Source organism: Corynebacterium afermentans subsp. lipophilum (genome assembly GCF_030408375.1).
Taxonomy (GTDB): Bacteria; Actinomycetota; Actinomycetes; order Mycobacteriales; family Mycobacteriaceae; genus Corynebacterium; species Corynebacterium lipophilum.
In genome coordinates this window covers 1,692,648-1,710,939 of sequence record NZ_CP046530.1, presented here as the reverse complement: position 1 = coordinate 1,710,939, position 18,292 = coordinate 1,692,648, and the positions used below count along the sequence as shown (strand labels likewise).

General features: G+C 66.3%; 21 protein-coding genes. 10 read left to right on the top strand and 11 right to left on the bottom strand.

The window, feature by feature from the left end:
* A complete protein-coding gene (locus CAFEL_RS08190) occupies positions 1-729 on the top strand; it encodes an isoprenyl transferase (RefSeq protein ID WP_194559676.1) in 729 nt (242 codons plus the stop codon).
* On the opposite strand, the gene CAFEL_RS08185 is transcribed toward CAFEL_RS08190, so the two are convergent.
* Both CAFEL_RS08185 and CAFEL_RS08180 read right to left on the bottom strand, forming a co-directional pair.
* Positions 730-1,167 (bottom strand): Fur family transcriptional regulator, encoded by a 438-nt coding sequence (locus CAFEL_RS08185; RefSeq protein WP_194559675.1) that lies wholly within the window; start codon positions 1,165-1,167, stop codon positions 730-732. It lies immediately after the preceding gene.
* Between the two features lie 15 nt (positions 1,168-1,182).
* A complete protein-coding gene (locus CAFEL_RS08180; protein WP_290171988.1) occupies positions 1,183-1,665 on the bottom strand; it encodes an ArsR/SmtB family transcription factor in 483 nt (160 codons plus the stop codon).
* Positions 1,666-1,832: 167 nt separating this feature from the next.
* On the opposite strand from CAFEL_RS08180, the gene CAFEL_RS08175 reads away from it, so the two are divergent.
* Genes CAFEL_RS08175 through CAFEL_RS08165 form a run of 3 tightly spaced genes read left to right on the top strand, consistent with a single transcriptional unit; the run spans position 1,833 to position 4,187 of the window.
* Positions 1,833-3,215, top strand: a complete 1,383-nt coding sequence (locus CAFEL_RS08175) for a glycine--tRNA ligase (RefSeq protein WP_194559674.1) — start codon at positions 1,833-1,835, stop codon at positions 3,213-3,215.
* A gap of 10 nt (positions 3,216-3,225) precedes the next feature.
* Positions 3,226-3,732: a hypothetical protein gene (locus CAFEL_RS08170; RefSeq protein WP_194559673.1), complete on the top strand. Its 507-nt coding sequence runs from the start codon at positions 3,226-3,228 to the stop codon at positions 3,730-3,732.
* Positions 3,729-4,187 (top strand): hypothetical protein, encoded by a 459-nt coding sequence (locus CAFEL_RS08165; RefSeq protein ID WP_194559672.1) that lies wholly within the window; start codon positions 3,729-3,731, stop codon positions 4,185-4,187. The genes CAFEL_RS08170 and CAFEL_RS08165 overlap by 4 nt, the downstream gene beginning before the upstream one ends.
* A 172-nt stretch (positions 4,188-4,359) precedes the next feature.
* Here the strand turns inward: CAFEL_RS08165 and CAFEL_RS08160 are convergent, their stop codons facing one another.
* Positions 4,360-6,375 (bottom strand): TPM domain-containing protein, encoded by a 2,016-nt coding sequence (locus tag CAFEL_RS08160; protein ID WP_194559671.1) that lies wholly within the window; start codon positions 6,373-6,375, stop codon positions 4,360-4,362.
* A 20-nt stretch (positions 6,376-6,395) separates the two neighbouring features.
* Here CAFEL_RS08160 and CAFEL_RS08155 point away from each other — a divergent pair, with 20 nt between their 5' ends.
* A complete protein-coding gene (locus tag CAFEL_RS08155) occupies positions 6,396-7,697 on the top strand; it encodes a deoxyguanosinetriphosphate triphosphohydrolase (protein ID WP_194559670.1) in 1,302 nt (433 codons plus the stop codon).
* A 14-nt stretch (positions 7,698-7,711) separates the two neighbouring features.
* Here the strand turns inward: CAFEL_RS08155 and CAFEL_RS08150 are convergent, their stop codons facing one another.
* The 3 genes from CAFEL_RS08150 to CAFEL_RS08140 are packed head-to-tail and all read right to left on the bottom strand — an operon-like array spanning position 7,712 to position 10,591.
* The gene (locus tag CAFEL_RS08150) at positions 7,712-8,647 is read right to left on the bottom strand and encodes an ArsA family ATPase (RefSeq protein WP_194559669.1); all 936 of its coding nucleotides are present in this window, start codon (positions 8,645-8,647) and stop codon (positions 7,712-7,714) included.
* Positions 8,638-8,895 (bottom strand): cory-CC-star protein, encoded by a 258-nt coding sequence (locus CAFEL_RS08145; RefSeq protein ID WP_034998339.1) that lies wholly within the window; start codon positions 8,893-8,895, stop codon positions 8,638-8,640. Before CAFEL_RS08145 ends, CAFEL_RS08150 begins: the two co-directional genes overlap by 10 nt.
* The gene (locus CAFEL_RS08140) at positions 8,879-10,591 is read right to left on the bottom strand and encodes a carbon starvation CstA family protein (RefSeq protein WP_194559668.1); all 1,713 of its coding nucleotides are present in this window, start codon (positions 10,589-10,591) and stop codon (positions 8,879-8,881) included. The genes CAFEL_RS08145 and CAFEL_RS08140 overlap by 17 nt, the downstream gene beginning before the upstream one ends.
* 375 nt (positions 10,592-10,966) lie before the next feature.
* On the opposite strand from CAFEL_RS08140, the gene CAFEL_RS08135 reads away from it, so the two are divergent.
* The 3 genes from CAFEL_RS08135 to CAFEL_RS08125 all read left to right on the top strand — a co-directional run bounded on the left by CAFEL_RS08135 (position 10,967) and on the right by CAFEL_RS08125 (position 12,838).
* Positions 10,967-11,986: a DUF559 domain-containing protein gene (locus tag CAFEL_RS08135; protein WP_194559667.1), complete on the top strand. Its 1,020-nt coding sequence runs from the start codon at positions 10,967-10,969 to the stop codon at positions 11,984-11,986.
* Between the two features lie 40 nt (positions 11,987-12,026).
* The gene (locus tag CAFEL_RS08130) at positions 12,027-12,485 is read left to right on the top strand and encodes a prevent-host-death protein (RefSeq protein ID WP_194559666.1); all 459 of its coding nucleotides are present in this window, start codon (positions 12,027-12,029) and stop codon (positions 12,483-12,485) included.
* Between the two features lie 116 nt (positions 12,486-12,601).
* Positions 12,602-12,838: a hypothetical protein gene (locus CAFEL_RS08125; protein WP_228496190.1), complete on the top strand. Its 237-nt coding sequence runs from the start codon at positions 12,602-12,604 to the stop codon at positions 12,836-12,838.
* A gap of 81 nt (positions 12,839-12,919) precedes the next feature.
* Here the strand turns inward: CAFEL_RS08125 and CAFEL_RS08120 are convergent, their stop codons facing one another.
* Positions 12,920-13,192 carry a hypothetical protein gene (locus CAFEL_RS08120; protein ID WP_194559664.1) on the bottom strand — a complete coding sequence of 91 codons (273 nt, stop codon included), beginning with the start codon at positions 13,190-13,192 and terminating at the stop codon, positions 12,920-12,922.
* A complete protein-coding gene (locus CAFEL_RS08115) occupies positions 13,192-13,584 on the bottom strand; it encodes a guanyl-specific ribonuclease (protein WP_194559663.1) in 393 nt (130 codons plus the stop codon). The genes CAFEL_RS08120 and CAFEL_RS08115 overlap by 1 nt, the downstream gene beginning before the upstream one ends.
* Before the next feature lie 34 nt (positions 13,585-13,618).
* Here CAFEL_RS08115 and dnaG point away from each other — a divergent pair, with 34 nt between their 5' ends.
* The gene (dnaG, locus tag CAFEL_RS08110; RefSeq protein WP_194559662.1) at positions 13,619-15,619 is read left to right on the top strand and encodes a DNA primase; all 2,001 of its coding nucleotides are present in this window, start codon (positions 13,619-13,621) and stop codon (positions 15,617-15,619) included.
* A 252-nt stretch (positions 15,620-15,871) separates the two neighbouring features.
* On the opposite strand, the gene CAFEL_RS08105 is transcribed toward dnaG, so the two are convergent.
* Both CAFEL_RS08105 and CAFEL_RS08100 read right to left on the bottom strand, forming a co-directional pair.
* Positions 15,872-16,261 carry a hypothetical protein gene (locus CAFEL_RS08105; RefSeq protein ID WP_194559661.1) on the bottom strand — a complete coding sequence of 130 codons (390 nt, stop codon included), beginning with the start codon at positions 16,259-16,261 and terminating at the stop codon, positions 15,872-15,874.
* Positions 16,262-16,492: 231 nt separating this feature from the next.
* Positions 16,493-17,137 (bottom strand): 8-oxoguanine DNA glycosylase OGG fold protein, encoded by a 645-nt coding sequence (locus CAFEL_RS08100; protein ID WP_194559660.1) that lies wholly within the window; start codon positions 17,135-17,137, stop codon positions 16,493-16,495.
* 34 nt (positions 17,138-17,171) lie between these two features.
* Here CAFEL_RS08100 and CAFEL_RS08095 point away from each other — a divergent pair, with 34 nt between their 5' ends.
* Complete coding sequence (locus CAFEL_RS08095; RefSeq protein WP_194559659.1) at positions 17,172-17,777, top strand: MazG nucleotide pyrophosphohydrolase domain-containing protein; 606 nt, start codon at positions 17,172-17,174, stop codon at positions 17,775-17,777.
* A 13-nt stretch (positions 17,778-17,790) separates the two neighbouring features.
* Here the strand turns inward: CAFEL_RS08095 and CAFEL_RS08090 are convergent, their stop codons facing one another.
* On the bottom strand, positions 17,791-18,207 hold the full coding sequence (locus tag CAFEL_RS08090; protein ID WP_194559658.1) for a hypothetical protein: 417 nt from the start codon (positions 18,205-18,207) through the stop codon (positions 17,791-17,793).
* Positions 18,208-18,292: the final 85 nt, after the last annotated feature.

Sequence of the window (18,292 nt, the reverse complement as noted above, 5' to 3'; positions counted from 1 at the left end):
ATGGGCGCACCGAATATTGACAAGAAGTTCATCCCGAAGCACATCGCGCTGGTGATGGACGGCAACGGCCGCTGGGCGCAAAAGCGCGGCCTGAAGCGCACCGAGGGACACAAGGTGGGCGAGGAGAAGCTCATGGACGCCGTCGACGCGTGCATTGAGCTCGGCGGCGTTGAATGGCTTTCGGCGTACGCGTTTTCCACCGAAAACTGGAAGCGTTCGCCTTCCGAGGTGCACTTTCTCATGAACTTCACGCGCGAGGTGCTGCGCCGCCAACGCGACGAGCTGCACGCCAAAAACGTGCGCGTGGTGTGGTGCGGGCGCCGCCCGAAGCTGTGGGGCAGCGTCATCGAGGAACTCGAGGTCGCCGAGGAGCTGACCAAAAACAACACGGGCCTCACGCTTGCCATGTGCGTCAACTACGGCGGGCGCGCGGAGATCACAGATGCGGTGCAAAAGCTTATCGACGCTCACGTGTCCACCGTCGACGAAAAAACCATCGCCCGCTACCTGTACCGCGCGGACATGCCGGACGTGGACCTGTTTTTGCGCCCGTCGGGCGAGCAGCGCACGTCGAACTTCCTGCTCTGGCAGTCCGCGTATGCGGAGATGGTGTACCAGGACGTGCTGTTTCCGGACTTCACCAAGGAAGACCTGTGGGACGCGGTGCTTGAGTACGCGAAGCGCGACCGCCGCTTCGGCGGCGCGGTGGACAAGTTCGCGGATAAATAATTAGCGCTTGGCCTGGCAGGCGCGGCACACGCCGTAGATTTCGGCGTCGTGGCCGACCAGCTCGTAGCCGTAGTGCGAGGCGACGACCTCGGCCCACTTCTCCACGGGCCCGCCTTCGATTTCCTCGCTGCGGCCGCACTCGGCACACACCAGGTGGTGATGGTGGTGGCCGGTGAGGCAATCGCGGTAGAGGGTTTCGCCGTCGGGGGACTGCAGCACGTCCACGGCTTTGACCTCGGCAAGCGATTGCAGTGTGCGGTAGACGGTGGTGAGGCCGACGGACGCGCCGTCGGCAAGCAATTGCTCATGGATTGTTTTCGCGGACGCGAACTTGTCCAGCCCCCGCAGCGTCTCCACGACGGCGGCGCGCTGGCGCGTCATTCGCGGGCCCAGCTTGGGCACGGGGCGCGATTGCGCTCGGCGGTTCGTTTGCGTCATACGGTTGCAGTCTACCTAGTCGCGCACAGGCTTTGGCGTCTGCGGGGCCAGGCCGGGATCCGTTTCGGGGCGCACGGCGGCAGGCGGGTCCACGATTGCCGCGCCGCTGGAGCCGCTGGCGTGACCGATGTCGCGGTTGCGCTTGCGCTTGCGCAGTTCGGCCAGCTCGTCCTGGGCCTCGGTGAGTTTTTCCAGCGACGCCAGCTCGTGGATGATGCCGATGATGTCCGGCTGGTCCAGCGCGTAGAGCACCTCGCGGCCTTTGCGCGACGCGGAGACCAACCCGGCCGAACGCAGCACCCGCAGATGCTGGGAAATCAGCGGCTGCGACTTCTCCAACTCGGTGACCAGCTGGTGCACCACCATCTCTTCCTCGGCCAACAGCAGCAGGATCTCCAGCCGGGTCTTCGAATCCAGCACCTTCACTAGCGCAGCGGTGCGGTCTATGTCTTCGTCCGCAAGCTTTGGAAAGTCTGTCAACGGGAAGCGTTCGCTCACGGCGTCCCCTTTCCTCGGTGCCAAGGCGCAATCTATTTCATCAGAATACAAGACAGTCTTAAGGGAGTGGGACTTATGTCCAAACTGGGCGGGTGACCGGAGGCGTCGTAAGGCGGGCTATGCTGTTGACCGTAATTTTGCACGCACTTTCCCACCAGGAGATGTTGATGCCCGCATCAAAGATTGAGACCGTCGTTAACCTGTGCAAGCGCCGCGGACTGGTGTACCCCGCAGGCGAGATTTACGGCGGAACCCGCTCCGCGTGGGACTACGGCCCGCTCGGCGTGGAGCTGAAAGAAAACCTCAAGCGCCAGTGGTGGAAGCACATGGTGCAATCCCGCCGCGACACCGTTGGCGTTGACACCTCCGTCATCCTTCCCACGCGCGTGTGGGAAGCCTCCGGCCACGTCGAAGTGTTCACCGACCCGCTCGTTGAGTCGCTGTACACCCACAAGCGCTACCGCGCCGACCACCTGCTGGAAGCCTACGAGGAAAAGCACGGCCACCCGCCGGCAAACGGCCTGGCGGACATCAACGACCCGGAAACCGGCCAGCCCGGCAACTGGACCGAGCCGAAGGCGTTTTCCGGTCTGATGAAGACCTACCTGGGCCCGGTGGACGACAAGGAAGGCCTGCACTACCTGCGCCCGGAGACCGCGCAGGGCATCTTCGTCAACTTCAAAAACGTCATGACGTCGGCGCGCATGAAGCCCCCGTTCGGCATCGCGAACACCGGCAAGAGCTTCCGCAACGAGATCACCCCGGGCAACTTCATCTTCCGCACCCGCGAGTTCGAGCAGATGGAGATGGAATTCTTCGTCAAACCCGGCGAGGACGAGAAGTGGCACGAGTACTGGATTGACAACCGCTACAACTGGTACGTCGACCTGGGCATCAACCCGGACAACCTGCGCCTCTACGAGCACCCGGAAGAAAAGCTCAGCCACTACTCCAAGCGCACCGTGGACATCGAGTATGCCTTCGGCTTCACCGGCTCCAAGTGGGGCGAGCTCGAGGGCGTGGCCAACCGCACCGACTACGACCTGAAGACCCACGCTGAGGCCTCCGGCGAGGACTTGAGCTACTTCGACCAGGAGAACAACGAGCGCTGGATTCCGTACTGCATCGAGCCGGCCGCGGGTCTCGGCCGCGCCATGATGGCCTTCCTCATCGACGCCTACGACGAGGAGGAGGCCCCCAACGCCAAGGGCGGCACCGACACCCGCGTGGTGCTGCGCCTGGACCGCCGCCTTGCGCCGGTGAAGGTGGCCGTGCTGCCGCTGTCGAAGAAGCCGGAGCTGTCCGGCCCGGCCGAGGAGCTCGCCGCGAAGCTGCGCCAGCACTGGAACGTCGACTACGACACCTCCGGCGCGATTGGCCGCCGGTACCGTCGTCAGGATGAGACGGGCACCCCGTTCTGCGTCACCTACGACTTCGACACCCTGGAGGACCAGGCCGTCACCGTGCGCGAGCGCGACACGATGGAGCAGGAGCGCGTGCCGCTGGCGGAGCTGGAGTCTTACCTGGCCGCCCGCCTGATCGGCTGCTAGATTTTCGCTCATGCATTATGTGAGCTGGGACCGCTCGAACCGGGACGCGCCGAAGCTTTTGGCGGAGGACGGCCCGGACGTCCTCGGCGTGTTCGAGCACGACCGCGCGATTGTGTGCGGCCAGAGCTGGGATCTGACGGCGCACGCCGAGTCGGGCGCGCTGGCCACGTGCGGCGGTGAGGAGATCGTGCGCACCTCCGACAGTTTGAAGCGCGCGAAGCGCATCGACGCGGTCGTGGACGGCACCCCGTACGCGCTGATCCCGGAGACGTCCAAGAACTGGGTGGTCGAGGGCCCGGACGGCGAGAAGGTCGCCCAGTTCACCCAAGACCACAACGGGGTGCGCAAAGCCATCCTCGAGTTCGAGGGGGAGACGCAGCTGCCGCCCGTGCATGTTGCCGGCCTGGCGTGGCTGACGCGCAGCGTGCTGGAGGCGCGCAAGATGGCCAATTCCACCGCGTTGATTGCCACGCTGGTGTTCCTGTCGCTGTTTGTCGTGGTGGTGGCTGTGCTGTGATTTGGCAAGGAGCCTCGCTTATCGACGACCAAAGGTCCGTCGCCCATTCCACCCCCGACACCGTCACGGTGGGCGAGACCGTTTTGCGCGTCACGTCCGATAATCCGGCGAAGTTCCGCGCCTTCGACGTGGCGACCAACGAGGAGTACCTGCTGCGCAAAGCCGGGTTCACGGTGTCGCGCTACGCCGCGGATTGCGCTGGCCGCCGCTACACCCTGAACCGTTCGGGCTTCGACCTGCTGTCGGGCGCGATCACCCCGAAGCGCGAAATCCGCGATGGCGGCGGTGAACTCATCGCCGTGACCCGGGGCTTCCCCTCCGGCGAGCTGGGCGTCGACGTGGCGGAGCCGACCCTTCGCGCCGACGGGTTCGACGAGATCCAGCTGGTGGACCTCGCCTTCATGACGTGGGCGCTGACCTTCGTCGACGCGCCGGCGCGCCGCACGCGCTACTGAGCCTCGCGCGGCGCCGCAGCGCACTCCTGCGGCGCGGTCCGCCCCTCCACCGCGCAAACCCCTATTAAGCGACCCAGAGTATGGCCGTTTTTGGGCCATACTCTGGGTTTGTTGCTCTGGGTTTGTCGGGTGGGGCGGGGGAGCGGTGCTGGAGCAGGCGGCCCCGAGATGCCTAGAAGGTGCCGCCGCGGTTGGAGGGGCGCCCGCCGGAGAACCCGCCTCCGCCCCCGAAGCCACCGCCGCCAAAGCCACCGCCCCCGCCGAAGCCGCCGGAGAGCATCGTGCCCCACAGCACGGCGCTGGCCAGCGAGTCTGCGGTCTGGCGGTTGCGCTGGGCCTGGTAGCGGCGCAGGTCGTCGTTCGCGGCGGCCTCGGCGCGGCGCGCGGTGTCGGTGGCGGCGCGTGCGGCGTCGATGCCCGTGCGGGTGTCGCGCACGCGCAGCTGGTGGGCCTGCGCGTACTGGCGCTTCGCCTCCGCCAAAAGTGTGCGCGCGTGCGAGCCGATGATGCGGCCGCGCGAGAGGATCAGGTCTTCGGCGCGCTGGATTTGGGCGCCGGCGACCTGCATTTGCTGGTCGAAAAGCTGCAGCGCGCGGGACTGGTCGCCGGCGATGCCCTTCGCGCGGTCCAGCGCGGCGTCGATGTCGGCGTCCATGCTGGTCAGCTCCTGGTACAGCGCCAGCGGGTCGGACTCGTCGCGGTCGCCGATCTCGCTCAGCATGCGTTGGGCCTTGGAGGCGACGGCATCGAGCGAAGCGATGTCGATAGGCGCGCCCTGCGCACGCGCACCCTTGACCTGCTCGATCTCGCGCAACTCGTCGCGGATTTCGGAGATCAGCGCGGGCAGGTTGGCCTTCGCGGCGCGGATGTTGTCCTCGGCGTGCTCGATGGCGGCGAGGTTGGTGTCGGAGACGTTGACGGCGCGGGTGGCGGCGGCCAGCGTGTCCAAAAGCGCGCCCTGGTGCCCGGCCGGCTTGTCGGCAAGTGTGCGTGCTTCGCCGAGGGCCTTTTCCGCCTCGTCCAGCGACGCTTCGGCCAGGTCCACGTTGTCCACGATGGATTCCAGGATCTGCGCCGGGTACTCGCCCTGCAGCTGCGCCAGCGTCGCTCGCGCGGGCTCCAGGCGCGCCCGGATGTCCACGGTGCGCGCGAGGACCTTCTCCACCTCTTCGGGCGCGCGCATGAGCACGCCGCGCATCTCGTTGAACTCGGTGGTCTTGTCGCGCAGCGCCTGCTCCGCGCGTCCGGACGAGGAGATGATGTCCACCAGCATGGCGCGCTTTTCGGGTTCGGTTTCCGGGATGGCGTCGTAAAGCTTCTGGTGCGTTGCAAACGCGCGCTGCAGGGTGGTGGTGGCCTCGTTCATCGCGGAGGTGAACGGGCGCACGCGGTCCGCGCCGAACTCGGCGGTGGCAAGCTCGAGCTCCTGCTTGCCCTGGGTGATGGACTCGTCGGCGGAGACCAGCGCGTCGCGCGCGACCTCCTCCAGCGTCGGCGTGGGCAGACGCCCCAGCGAGTCGGTGTCCGCCGGGTCGAGTGCTTTGGCGGACTCGATCTGCTTGGCCTGCTGCTTCTTCGATCCCTTGCGCGTCGCCGCGTACACGCCGCCGCCCGCCAGCGCGGCGATACCCAGGCCTCCCGCGAGCCAGCCAGCGCCGCCGCCTGCGCCATCGCCTGACGACGAGCCCCCGCCCGCCACCGCATTCACCGCATTCAACGCGGCCGAAGACCAGTTCATCTCGGACAGCTGCGCGTGGGCGGCGGAGTTCATGCGGTCGATCTCGGACTGCGTCCACTCTTCGCCGCCGCCGACGTTGTAGAGGCGCTCGTCCGGCGAGATCGCCACCACGGCGGTGTTGGAGCCGTTCGCCGCCACGGCCTTGTCCACCCATTCCGACGGGGCGTACTGCCCGAACGAGCGTAAGAACACCACGCGCACGGACTTGCCCTGAGTCTTGCTGACGTTCTGGATCGCGTCTTCGATCTCGGAGAGCTCGGCAGGCGAGAGCACCGCGGCGTCGTCGGTCACTGGTTGCGTTAGCCGGCCTGGCTCGAGCGACGCCTTCGTGGCGGTGGCTTGGGCCTGGATGTGGGCGGGCGGAGCTTCCGTCGCAAAGCTGAGTGCGGGTGCGGTGGCGACGAAAAGGCCGCCGGACACGGCGAGGATGCGCAAGTAACGGCTAGTCATGCCGACTAGGGTAGCGCGACGTGTACGTTTACAACGCCGCCGATACCCTGCGCCGCGCCGACGAGGCGCCGAAGGGCGCGCAACTCGCTCCGGATTCGCGCGGGGATTTCGCCCGCGACCGCGCCCGCGTGCTGCATTCCGCGGCGCTGCGCAGGCTCGCGGACAAAACGCAGGTGGTCGGCCCGCGCGACGGCGACACCCCGCGCACGCGCCTGACGCACTCGCTGGAGGTCGCGCAGATCTCCCGCGGCATCGGCGAAGGCCTGGGCTTAAGCCCCGACCTGTGCGAGATGGCGGGGCTGACCCACGACATCGGGCACCCGCCGTACGGCCACAACGGCGAGGTCGCGCTCAACGAGGTCGCGCCGTGCGGCTTCGAGGGCAATGCGCAGACGTTGCGGATCCTTGCGCGCCTGGAGCCCAAAGTGCTTATCGACGGCACGTCATTCGGCCTCAACCTCACCCGCGCCTCCCTCGACGCGGCCGTGAAGTATCCGCTGACGCGCACGAACGCGGACGGTTCTGTGAACCGGAAGTACTCGGCCTACGACGAGGACGCCGCCGTGCTGGAGTGGGTGCGCGCGGGGCACGTCGACGGGGCGCCGCCGATGGAGGCGCAGGTGATGGATTTCTCCGACGACATCGCCTACTCCGTCCACGACGTCGAGGACGGCATCGTCTCCGGGCGCGTGTCGCTGCGCGTGCTGTGGGACTTCGTGGAGCTGGCAGCTTTGGCGGAGAAGGGCGCGGCGGCGTTCGGCGGCGACGCGGACTCGCTTGTCGACGCCGCCGACCGCCTGCGCTCCCTACCCGCCATCGCCGCCGCGAGCGAGTTCGACTACTCCCTCGGCGCGTGGACGGGGCTGAAAGCGTTGACGTCGCAGCTGGTGGGCCGCTACGTCGGCGCCGTCACCCGCGCCACCCGCGAGGACGACGGCAACCGTGCCCTCGCGGACGCTTCTGGCGCTGCGACCTCCGGCGCGCCTGGCCTCGGCCTGGGCCGGCAGCACGGGCGCCTGGTGGTCCCGCCGGACGTGGAGGCCGAGGTCCGCCTGCTGAAGACCGTCGCGGTGCTCTACGTCATGGACCAGCCGTCGCACCAGGCGCGCCAGGACCGGCAGCGCGACCGCATCTACCGGGTCCACGAGTACCTCCGCGCCGGCGCGCCGGGCACCCTGGACACGATGTTCCAGGCGTGGTTCAACGCCGCCGAGACGGACCTGGAGCGCGGGCGCGTGATCGTGGACCAGATCGCGTCCATGACCGAGTCGCGCCTGGAGCGCACCGCGAAGAAGGCCGCCGCCTTCGAGGGGTACTTCTAGGGCGGCGCAGAGCGCTACAACCGCCCAGCGATGGCGGCCAGCGATTCGCGGGTGCCGATCTCGCCGGGCAGCCAGGGCAGCTCGACGCGGGGGACGTCGGGGAGTTTCGCGTCCAGCAGCTCAAGCGCGTCGTCTTCCACCGCACGGCGCGAGGCCATGAACTCGCCGGCCTCGAGAGGGCTGCGGCGGTTGATCACCAACGAGCCGACTCGGATGCTGTTGGACGTGAGGTCGTCGTAAAGCTCGCAGCTCTCAAGGACCGGTAGGCGCTCGGCGGTGAGCACGATGTGAAATGTGCAGGCCGCGGGGTCGGTGAGGATGTCGCGCAGCCGCTCGAACTTGCGGCGGCGGCGCAGCAAGGTGGCGCGGATTTCCTGGTTGCGGCGCTCCACCGGGTCGTCGACAGTCCCGCCCAAGCCGCGCACGGCGCGCGAGAATTTGTCGGACTGTTCGCGCCGCTGCATCAGCCCGCCGGTGTATGCGGCCATCAGCTCCGGCAGCGCGAGCAGGCGGGAGGTGTGGCCGGAGGGGGCGGTGTCGAAGATGATGTGGTCGTAGCCAGGCTTGTCGACGAGCTCCGCCACCGCCTCCAACATCGCCGCCTCATGCATACCCGGGGAGTTGCGCGCCAGGTCCAGGTGGCGGCGGATCTCGGGGTGCATGCGCTCCGGCATCATCGCCCGCATGGAGCGCTCCACCTCGGCGAGGTGGCGCTCGGTGGTCGCGGCGGGGTCGAGCTCCGCCACGTCCAGGCCGGGCTCGAGGGCGGTCGGCTCGGCTGACAGGCGCGTATCCCAGATGTGGCCCAGGTTGTGCGCCGGGTCCGTGGACACCAAAAGCACGCGTCGGCCCGCCTCGGCCAGGCGCACCGCCGTGGCGGCCGAGACGGTGGTTTTGCCCACCCCGCCTTTGCCGCCGAAGAACATCACGGGCGCGGCCTCTAGCAGCATCGCACGCCATCCAACGGGGAGCGCTCCATGCCCATGCGGGTGTGCCAGGCGTGGAATTCGTCGTAAAGCAATGGCATCAGCTCGAGTGTGTAGAAGCTTGCGGGGTTGGGAATGCCGAGTGTCTCCGAGGCGACGAGGAGGGTGAACAGGTCGTCCTCCTCGCGCGCGGCGCGGGCGAACTCGCGGCGGTACGGGGCTTTGTAGAACTCGTCTAAGCCGCGGGCAATTGCTTTAAGACGTTCGCGCATCCGCCAATTCACCCGGAATCGTCTCATCGTCGCGCCAGGTCACAGCCGGTTCCTTGCGCGCCTTCGAGATCGCCGTGAACGCCTCCACGATGACCCAGATGGCGCAGCAGATGATGATGACGTCCAGCACCAGCAGCAGCCAGTTGCCCGCCTCGAGGAACGTGCGCAGCTGCAGCACCGCCGCCCACAGCGACATGAAGGTCACGAACACCAGCGGGATCAGCACCGGCCAGGTCGGACGGCGCAGCTGCGTCAGAATGATCACGACGACAGACAGCGTCAGGCCCGCCATGAGCTGGTTGGTGGTGCCGAACAGCGGCCAGATCAGCATGCCGCCGGAGCCGTCCAGGCCCATGGAGAACGTCAGGCCCAGCGCGCAGCCCACCGCGATGATGGTGGCCACCGCGCCGGAGAGCTTCACACCGGCCAGCTCCGCCATCTCCGCGACCACGAGGCGCTGCAGGCGGATGCCGGAGTCCATGGTGGTGGCGGCGAACAGCACGGCCATGGTGGCCAGGATGGTCGCGGACAGGGAGGTGGGGATGCCCAGGCCTTCGTTCATGAGGTCGCCGCCGCCTTGGATGAACGCGTCGACGCCGCCGGCGTTCCACTCGTTGTAGATCTCCTCCCACGTCGCCAGCGACTTGAAGCCGGCGGTGGTGGCCACGATCGTGCCAAGGGCGAGCAGGCCCTCGCCGACCGCGCCGAAGTAGCCGACGAAGCGCGCGTCCGTCTCCTTGTCCAACTGCTTCGACGACGTGCCCGAGGCGACGACGCCGTGGAAGCCGGAGATCGCGCCGCAGGCGATGGTGACGAAGAGCAGCGGGAAGATGCCGGGGGTGCCGGACGGGACGGCGTCGCGAAGCGAGGGTGCGACAACCTCCGGCCGCACGATGAAAAACGAGCCGTAGAGGATGATCAGGCCCACGAACAGTTGCAGGCCGTTGATGTAATCGCGCGGCTGCAGCAGCACCCACACCGGCAGCAGCGAGGCGATGAAGGCGTAGGTGAACAGGAAGAGGATCCACCAGCCGCGGTCCGGGATCCCCAGCATCGTCTCTGGCAGGGAGATCGGGAATTGATCGCCGAGGATCATCAGCCCGTACAGCGCCGCCACACCCACGATGGAGACCAGCGGCAGGTTCCAGTTGAAGCGGTAAATGGCCTGGCCGATCAACAGCGCCACGACGATCGCGCCCCACGTCGGGATCACCGCCGTCGGCGTGGAGATGAGCAGGTTGGAGATGACCACCGCGAACGCCGTGTTGACCATGAGCAGCAGCAGGAAAATCACCACGAGGAACAGGTTGCGCCCGCGCGCGCCGATGTAGCGGCCGGACAGCGTGCCGATCGACTGTCCGCGATGCCTTTGCGACGCCCACAGCGCCCCCAAGTCATGCATCCCCGCAAAGAACACGGTGCCGAGCGTGACCCACAAAAACGCCGGCACCCAGCCCCAAATCACCGCGACGGCCGGGCCAATGATCGGTGCCGCGCCCGCCACGGAAGTGAAGTGGTGGCCCCACAGGACGTACTTGTTCGTGGGGACGAAATCCACGCCGTCTTCCATCGTGTGCGCCGGGGTGGTGTAGGCGTCCGAGAGCTGGTAGACGCGCTGGCTCAGGAATCTGGAGTACAGCAGGTAGCCGGCCGCCATCATCGCCAGGCCGACGAGCACCAGGATGAGCGAGCTCATGGGTCTTCTCCGATCGTGTCGTGGTTCACATGGTCTGTGTCACATTGGTTGGGATTATGGCACACGACACTTTCCCGGGTGTTTCTCAGGGGGTTTTAATTCTTCGGCGTCGTTGGTACGGCGTGTGCGGGCGCCAGCATCGAAGAAGGCCGCGCTCATTCCCACAAACCCCTAGTAAGCCCTCCTGAGAATGCCCGTTTATCGGCCTTACTAGGGGTTTGTTGCTAGGGGTCTGCGGAGTCGGGAAGGGGGACATGCCTGCGGGCGCCGGGAACCGGGCCGGCCAGCCGGGCCCGCCGGCCGGGCCCAATACCCGGCAGGAACAACGCGCCTCCGGTAGTCTCCGCAGCGGGGTAATTAGTCAAGGGGGGACTAATGAAAGACACGCGGAAGAAAGAGCTGCGGGAAAAGCTCGTCGACGTGCGGAGGGTGTCGTCCGTGGACACCGAAACGCACCGGCGCATCAGCGACGGCGAGATGGTGCAGCTGACCAAGTCGATCTACTTCTGCGCCGAGACGTGGAAAAAGCTCAAGGAGTACCAGCGGGCGTTTTTGCGGTGCTACGCAGCAGGGTGCCAAAGCAGGAAAGCCGTGCTCGTCGACTGCTCGGCCGCCAGGCTGAACGGCGTGTGGACCATCGCACACAACGAACCAGTCACGCTTGCGGTGCCGAATGGGCGCCCGGCCTCCACCAAAGGCGGCTGGACCGGGTACGAGTACCGCTACCGGCAGATCCCGGAAGCCGACATCATCCATGACGGGCCCGTGCGCTACACCAACGCGATTCGCACCGCCATCGACATCGCGCGCGAACGCGGCGTGCGCGAAGGCGTCATAGCGATAGACAGCGTGCTCTCCGGCCACGGCGACCACCTGTACCAGGAGCTTCTGTACCAGTTCCGCGCCACCATCGCCCGTCTGGCCGGCACGAAGGGGATCGCCAACGCCCGGAAAGCGTTGCCGCTGGCCAGCAGACTTTCGGATTCGCCCTATGAATCCCTCTTGCGCCTGATCCTCGATGCCCACGGGGTCCCGTACCGCACCCAGGCGGTGATCGGACCGTACCGGGTTGACTTCCTCATCGGCGACAACCTTGTCGTGGAGGTCGACGGGTGGGAAAAATACGAGGAGGTCCCCCATGATGTCCTGCGCAAGCAGCGTGTGCGTGACGACTGGCTCGCCGAGCGCGGATACAAAGTCTTGCACTTCTACACCAGCGACTTCTGGGGCGACGAAGACGATTTGATCCAACGCATCCGCAACGCGTGGCCGGCTGCCCGGGGCCTGCTTCCCGTGCAGGTGAAGCCGAAGGGCTACACGCCGATCGGCCCGGGGCGCAACGTGGCGCTGCCGCCGGACCTGCAGGAAGCCGTCGACATGCTCCGCAGGCCGTGAGCCCTCGACTTCCGAATACATTCCGAATACCCTTAGGGCTATGACACTCGCAGCAGGAACTCCACCGCATTCCCGCCGCTCCTCTGATCTGAGCAAGCGGTCCGCCGAGGTGTTCGCCGAAGCGGAACAACACCCGGTCACGGTCACGCGCCGCGACGGGGAGTCGCTGGTGCTCATGTCCGCGCGGGAGGCGCAACGGCGGGCGCAGTTGCTGGAACTCGCGGCCCAACTCATCACCGTGGCAACGGAAGGCGCCGGCAGCCTCAGCGAGCGAATGGCCCGCGCGTTCCCCTGGATGTTGGCGCTGTCTCAGGCGGACAGGGAATTATGTGCGCAAGAGCTTATCGACGCAGCACGCGCCTCCTTCGCCACCGAACAACCACACCTCGCCCTCGCCGAGTTCACCGCGTGGAAGGAAACTGCGACCGCCATCGCGGCAGGACTCGGGGATGTCGAAACCGACTGGCTCGACGACAATGAGCCGGTGGAGCGGCCCTGACGATGGCGGCCGGGAGGAGGGGGGAGCTGGTCCCGCGGCCCTCAAAGAAGGTCGAGTACGACATCCGCTTCGCCTCGGTTGGGGCGAAGAAGGGATGGCGCGACCTGGTGGCGACCATGCGGAACCCGATGGCCGACGCATGGGATTTCCTCACCAGGACCCCGACGGCAACCACTCCCACCAATTACCGGCTGAAGGGGGAGCTTGGGACTGTGCAGCGCGGCGGGCAGTCGTTCGAGCGGTGGCAACACAAACTGACGCTGAAGGGCTCGGCGCGGATCTGGTTCTACGTCGATGGCCGCACGGTCTTCCTCGAGGCCGTGCACACCAGCCACCCGAACGAGACGAAGTAGCCCCTCCCGCCCGCAAACCCCTAGTAACAGAGCCCGAGTATGCGCCATTTTGGGCCTTAATAGGGGTTTCTTACTAGGGGTCTAGCGGGAAAGCTCGACGCCTTCGTCGGCAAGCACTTCGAGCAGCCCGCCTATCGACGCCTCCGGAATCCCCCAATCCGTCACCACCACACGTTTCACGCGGGTCTCGCGCAACAGGTCGGCCAGGGCGTCGAGGTTGCGCGGCACCGGGCGGGCGTCTGGGGACGCACCGTCGGGGGACGTAGCCGCGCCCGCGCCGTAGACGGCGGCGATGATGGCGGCGCCGAGGTCCTCGATCGAGCGCACCGGGCGCATCACAAAAACAGCGGGCATTAGTTGACCTCCATTTCGCAGAAGGATTCGTAGTGGTCGGCGGTGTAGAACCACTCGTCGACGTGGCCGTCCGAGCCGCCGCCGGTGACGATGCGGCGCGCGCCGCGGTGGTTCACGCCCGGGGTGTCCACGGTGTACTCGCGGTAGTAGTCGCGCGGCTGCTCGGGGAGGATGCGTTCGTAGTTGCCGAAGCGGCGGTCGTCGTTGTCCGGGTGGGGGAAGGGGCCGCCGGCTTCGATGAGGTCGACGGTGTCCCAGGCTTCGCTAGGAAGCGAGCCGCACGAGGGCAGCCCGGAAGCTGACTCAGCCGATGACTCAGGAGGGGCCGGAGGTGGCGTCGATAGGCAACTGCTCAAAAACAGGCACGCGAGCAGGACGGATAGGCGCTTCATGGGCAATATCGTGCCACGCGCTAGAGTGAGCGCCATGGCTAGGGGCAGAATTCCGGATAGCGATATTGAGGCTATCCGTCAGCGCGCGCCGCTCGACGAGATTGTCGGCGAGTACGTGCAGCTCAAACCTGCCGGTCACGACTCGTTGAAGGGTTTGAGCCCGTTCAAGGACGAGCGCACCCCGAGCTTCCACGTCCGCCCCGCGCACGGCTACTACCACTGCTTTTCCACGGGCAAGGGTGGCGACGTCTTCAGCTTCCTCATGGAGATGGAGCAGCTGAGCTTCCCCGAGGCCGTGGAGGCGGTGGCGGATCACATCGGCTACCACATCAATTACCAGGGCGGATCCACCGGCGCCCGCAAGGTGGACCGCGGCACGCGACAGCGGCTTTTGGCGGCGAACAAGGCTGCGCACGAGTTTTTCCGCGAGCAGCTGGAAACGGAAGACGCCGCCCCTGCGCGCGAGATGCTGCTCAAGCGCGGTTTTTCCCGCGAGCTGATCTACGACTTCGAATGCGGCTACGCCCCCTACGCGTGGGACCCGATGACGAAGCGCCTGTTGCGCAAGGGCTTTGAGGTGCAAGAGCTTATCGACGCCGGCCTGTCCTCGATGGGCAAACGCGGGCCGATCGATAAGTTCCGCGGCCGTTTGATCTGGCCGATCAAGGACACCGCCGGCAACGTCATCGGCTTCGGCGCCCGCAAGCTGTTCGAGGACGACCGCCTGGGCAAGTACATCAACACCCAGGACACGCTGCTGTACCACAAGTCTAAAGTGCTCTTCGGCATCGATAAGGCGAAGAAGAACATCGCGGAAAAGCACCAGACGGTGGTGGTGGAGGGCTACACGGACGTGATGGCCATGCACGCCGCGGGCGTGGATACGGCGGTGGCCACCTGCGGCACCGCGTTCGGCGGCGACCACATGAGCCTGATCCGCCGCCTCATGCTCGACGACAGTTTCTTCCGCGGCGAGCTGATCTACACCTTCGACGGCGACGAGGCCGGCCGCAAGGCCGCCATGCGCGCCTTTGAGACGGACGCGGAGTTCGGCGCCCAGTCCTTCGTCGCAGTCGCCCCGGACGGCATGGACCCCTGCGACCTGCGCCTCGCGCGTGGCGACGGGGCCCTGCGCGACCTCGTGGCCTCCCGCGTGCCGGTGTACGAGTTCGTCATCGAGTCGCTATTAAAGGACTACTCGTTGGATTCCGCCGAAGGGCGAGTGCAAGCCTTACGACGCACCGTCCCCGTCGTCGCCACCATCTCCGACAAAGTGCTCCAACAGGAGTACGCCCGCCGCCTCGCCGGCTGGGTCGGCTGGCCGAACCCGGACGAGGTGCTGGAGCAGGTCCGCGCCGAGGCCAAGAAGCCGAAGAAGCAGAAGCGCGCGCCGAAGGACCCGGCTGCGTCTGCTGGTGCCGCCGCCGGTGGCGGCGTCGGCCCGGACAGCTCCGGCGCTCAGTCCGAGATCCTCATCCCGCCGCGTCCCGACGACCCGGTGCTGTGGCCCCAGCGCGAAGCGTTAAAGCTGGCCCTGCAGCACCCGGCCGCGGCCGGCAACTACTTCGACGGCATTAACCCGGACGCCTTCACCCACGACGCGTACCACCAGGTCCGCGATGCCATCACCGCCGCCGGCGGCTGCGCCCGCGCCGGGGCGGCGGCAGCAGCGGCGGGCGCTAGTGGCGGCGGTGGTGCCGCTAGTGCCGACGGCGCCGATGACGCCGCCCCCGACGCCTCGAACTTCCTCGCCGCGGTCGCCGGCGAGATGCGCGATTACGCTGGCCGCAACTTCGTCTCCGAGCTGGCCGTCGAACCCATCCACGCCGACGACCTGTACGAATACGCCGACTCCGTGCTGTCTCGCCTGCAGGAAACCCGCGTGGGCCAGCAGATCGCGCAGCTGAAGTCGCAGCTCCAGCGCATGCGGCCTTCCGACGACGAAGAGGCCTACAACGCCCTGTTTTCCGACCTCGTCGCACTGGAGCAGGCCCGTCGCGACCTCAATGACCGCGCCTTCCGCGGCAACCGGTAGGGGCGCGGTTATACCGAAATTGGAATGTGGCAAATATTTGCCACATTCCAAAAACACACCATCCGTGTGCGAGTGGTGCCGGACGAAAAAATTGGGTGGGCCCTTCGCAAGGAGCCGGCCCACATGAGGAAACCGGTTACCTACAACCGGCTACCATGCAGAAAAACTGCTGGTAGCCGGTTGTGGGTAGCCGGTTTGCGTGCGGCCGCGGCAGGTCGGGCGAAACCCCCGAAACCGGGTCAATCATTGGCCTTACGCTGCGGAGTGCTGTTTGAGAATCTGCCCGACTCGGCCGTAGCTGATGCCCAGAAGGTAGGCGATGTCACGGTAGTTGTAACCGCGTTCAGAGAGTTCTTTCGCGTGCTGGGCGATTTTCCCCAGTTGATCGTGTTCTTGCCGACGCAGCTCTTCGAGCTCGTCTCGTGCTGAAAGCGCCGCCTTTTCCGCTTCGCCACCGATGGCGAGTTCGATCTGGGCGGACTCTGCATCGTGGGTCAACTCGGGAAAAAGTCCAAGGGCATCTTTGAATTCGTCTTCAATCTGATCAAGGCGACGTGCTTGGACAATGACACCAGGGGCTTGATCGAGTTGGCCGACCCACCAGCCGGAGTCACGTTGGACAGTCGCGGTAAAACAGTTCATCGTTATTTCAGTCCAATCTGCTTATAAATCTTTTGGGCGGCGAGATCGGGAATTTCTCGATGCCTGGGAACAGTCGTGTAGCGGCCACCGACCCATATGCGTGTGTGGCTTCCGCCTTCTTTGATGGTGAGTTCCTGCTCGGTTGTCTTCGCATGGTGGGATATCGCTAAAACAAAAACCCGGCGAATTCAGGTTTTCCCTGAGCTCGCCGGATCGCACACATTCCCCCTACTAGGAGCGGCGGGCGAACTCCCGCAGTGACCACTCGACGGCATCCAGCGGCAGCTCGGCGTCGTAAGCGTCGCGCGCCGCCTTCAACGCCTCGAGGTACTCGCCGTACTCCTCGGCAGACCAGTCACCCTCCGACGACAAACCGGCGACGCGCGCACGGTTAGAGCAGATGATCACCGGCTTCGACGCCTCCCCGGCCTCCTGCTCGCCGGCCAGGAAGTACGCCACAGCGGACGCGAACTTCGGTGGCAGCCCAGTCGCGACCAAAGCACCGTAAGCGTCAACGGCGCCGACGCCGTCCAACTTCCGCACCGCCGCCAGAAGCTGAGCCGCCTTCCCCTTGTTGCGCAAAAACGCCTGCATCTGCATCACCTGGTTGGACTGGCCGGCAACGTAGGCGAAGCAGGCGCCCAAAAAGTCGATGATCTGCTCGCGCGCAAAACCCGACTCACGCACGTCCGCGCCGAACGCGAAGACTTCGGAGCGGGTGATGGAGGCGGTGGCGTCGTCGCGGAACGGCGGCACGCGGCGCAGGTGGTGTGGCCAGCCGGTTTTCCAGCGGATGGGGGAGAAGGTCACGGAGTCGCCCAGCACGTCCTGCGCGGTGGGCTTGACGGTCTCGAGGGCTTGAGCAATCTGAGTCATGCGCTCCATCTTAGAGCCCTTAGACTTGCCCACCATGACCGCAACCGTCCTGCTTCTCGACCCCCGCTGGCCCTCCCTCATCCCCCTGAACCTCGCCGGCCACATCAGGGGCGATGTCGCCTTCACGCCTGAGGTGCCTGTCGACGTCCGCTGGGCCCTCAACGTCGAAGGCGGCCCGGAGAAGTGGCTGATTTCCACCGACCCGGACGACCCGGAGGTCCTGCGCTGGCAGGAAGACGGCGCGGCCACGGAACGCGTCGCCAGTCTCGACGACCCTGTCTTCGAGGCCACCCGCACGATGCACGCCGCGCGCCGCCGCGGCGAGTGGGAGCAGGCGATGACGCACGAAAGCCTCCTGCCGTTTCTGCGGGAGGAGGCTGAGGAGGTCGCGCAGGCAATCGAGCACAAATTGCCTATCGACGATCTAAAGTCCGAACTGTCCGACCTGCTGCTCCAAATCCTGTTCCACTCCGAGATCGCGTCGGAGTCCGGCGCGTTCGACTTCGGTGACGTGGCCGACGCGTTTGTGCAGAAGATGCGCCGCCGCGCGCCCTATCTTTTCGACGGTTCAACCGGCCCCGTGGACAAAGCCACCCAGGACCGGTTGTGGGAGGAAGGCAAGGCCGCCGAGAAGCGCTAGCCGCGGAGCTGAATTAGCGCAGCGCGCCGATGTAGTTGCGGATCTCCGGCAGGTTGGCCTGGGAGGACATCTGGGAGCTCATCTCGAAGAACTTGTCCATCGGGGTGGCCGGGTCGGGTTTGACGATGCCGCACTCCAAAGCGCGGTCCGCAAGCGCGCCGACCGTGGATGCGGACACGAGGCGCAGGGTGGCGTCTGTGCCCACGACGTTGTTCACGTTGGAAACGAGCTGGGAGCGGGTGGTGTCCGGGCCGACCATGTTGGTGGAGGTCAGGCCAACGCGCAGGGCGTCGCAGTTGGCGGTGGCGATGTTGCCGTTGAGCAGCTTGATCAGCTCGAGCGACTGCGTCTGAGCCTGGGCAGTGGCGGGGGAGGCGATGGCGGCCGCGGCCATCAGGCCAGCGGCGGCAAGGGTTGCGATACGGCGCATTGGGAGGGGTCCTTTCGGGGAAGAAACTAGGTCGCGGAGAATCATACATGTTAGGCAAGTGACACGTGTGGCAAAAGTGTCCAAA

What these genes read in the sequence shown, in the direction of transcription:
- CAFEL_RS08190 (WP_194559676.1), top strand. Translation starts at nt 1, where the DNA reads ATGGGCGCACCGAATATTGACAAGAAGTTCATCCCGAAGCACATCGCG.
- CAFEL_RS08185 (WP_194559675.1), bottom strand. Translation starts at nt 1,167, where the DNA reads ATGACGCAAACGAACCGCCGAGCGCAATCGCGCCCCGTGCCCAAGCTG.
- CAFEL_RS08175 (WP_194559674.1), top strand. Translation starts at nt 1,833, where the DNA reads ATGCCCGCATCAAAGATTGAGACCGTCGTTAACCTGTGCAAGCGCCGC.
- CAFEL_RS08170 (WP_194559673.1), top strand. Translation starts at nt 3,226, where the DNA reads ATGCATTATGTGAGCTGGGACCGCTCGAACCGGGACGCGCCGAAGCTT.
- CAFEL_RS08160 (WP_194559671.1), bottom strand. Translation starts at nt 6,375, where the DNA reads ATGACTAGCCGTTACTTGCGCATCCTCGCCGTGTCCGGCGGCCTTTTC.
- CAFEL_RS08150 (WP_194559669.1), bottom strand. Translation starts at nt 8,647, where the DNA reads ATGCTGCTAGAGGCCGCGCCCGTGATGTTCTTCGGCGGCAAAGGCGGG.
- CAFEL_RS08145 (WP_034998339.1), bottom strand. Translation starts at nt 8,895, where the DNA reads ATGCGCGAACGTCTTAAAGCAATTGCCCGCGGCTTAGACGAGTTCTAC.
- CAFEL_RS08140 (WP_194559668.1), bottom strand. Translation starts at nt 10,591, where the DNA reads ATGAGCTCGCTCATCCTGGTGCTCGTCGGCCTGGCGATGATGGCGGCC.
- CAFEL_RS08135 (WP_194559667.1), top strand. Translation starts at nt 10,967, where the DNA reads ATGAAAGACACGCGGAAGAAAGAGCTGCGGGAAAAGCTCGTCGACGTG.
- CAFEL_RS08130 (WP_194559666.1), top strand. Translation starts at nt 12,027, where the DNA reads ATGACACTCGCAGCAGGAACTCCACCGCATTCCCGCCGCTCCTCTGAT.
- CAFEL_RS08125 (WP_228496190.1), top strand. Translation starts at nt 12,602, where the DNA reads ATGCGGAACCCGATGGCCGACGCATGGGATTTCCTCACCAGGACCCCG.
- CAFEL_RS08120 (WP_194559664.1), bottom strand. Translation starts at nt 13,192, where the DNA reads ATGCCCGCTGTTTTTGTGATGCGCCCGGTGCGCTCGATCGAGGACCTC.
- CAFEL_RS08115 (WP_194559663.1), bottom strand. Translation starts at nt 13,584, where the DNA reads ATGAAGCGCCTATCCGTCCTGCTCGCGTGCCTGTTTTTGAGCAGTTGC.
- dnaG (WP_194559662.1), top strand. Translation starts at nt 13,619, where the DNA reads ATGGCTAGGGGCAGAATTCCGGATAGCGATATTGAGGCTATCCGTCAG.
- CAFEL_RS08105 (WP_194559661.1), bottom strand. Translation starts at nt 16,261, where the DNA reads ATGAACTGTTTTACCGCGACTGTCCAACGTGACTCCGGCTGGTGGGTC.
- CAFEL_RS08100 (WP_194559660.1), bottom strand. Translation starts at nt 17,137, where the DNA reads ATGACTCAGATTGCTCAAGCCCTCGAGACCGTCAAGCCCACCGCGCAG.
- CAFEL_RS08095 (WP_194559659.1), top strand. Translation starts at nt 17,172, where the DNA reads ATGACCGCAACCGTCCTGCTTCTCGACCCCCGCTGGCCCTCCCTCATC.
- CAFEL_RS08090 (WP_194559658.1), bottom strand. Translation starts at nt 18,207, where the DNA reads ATGCGCCGTATCGCAACCCTTGCCGCCGCTGGCCTGATGGCCGCGGCC.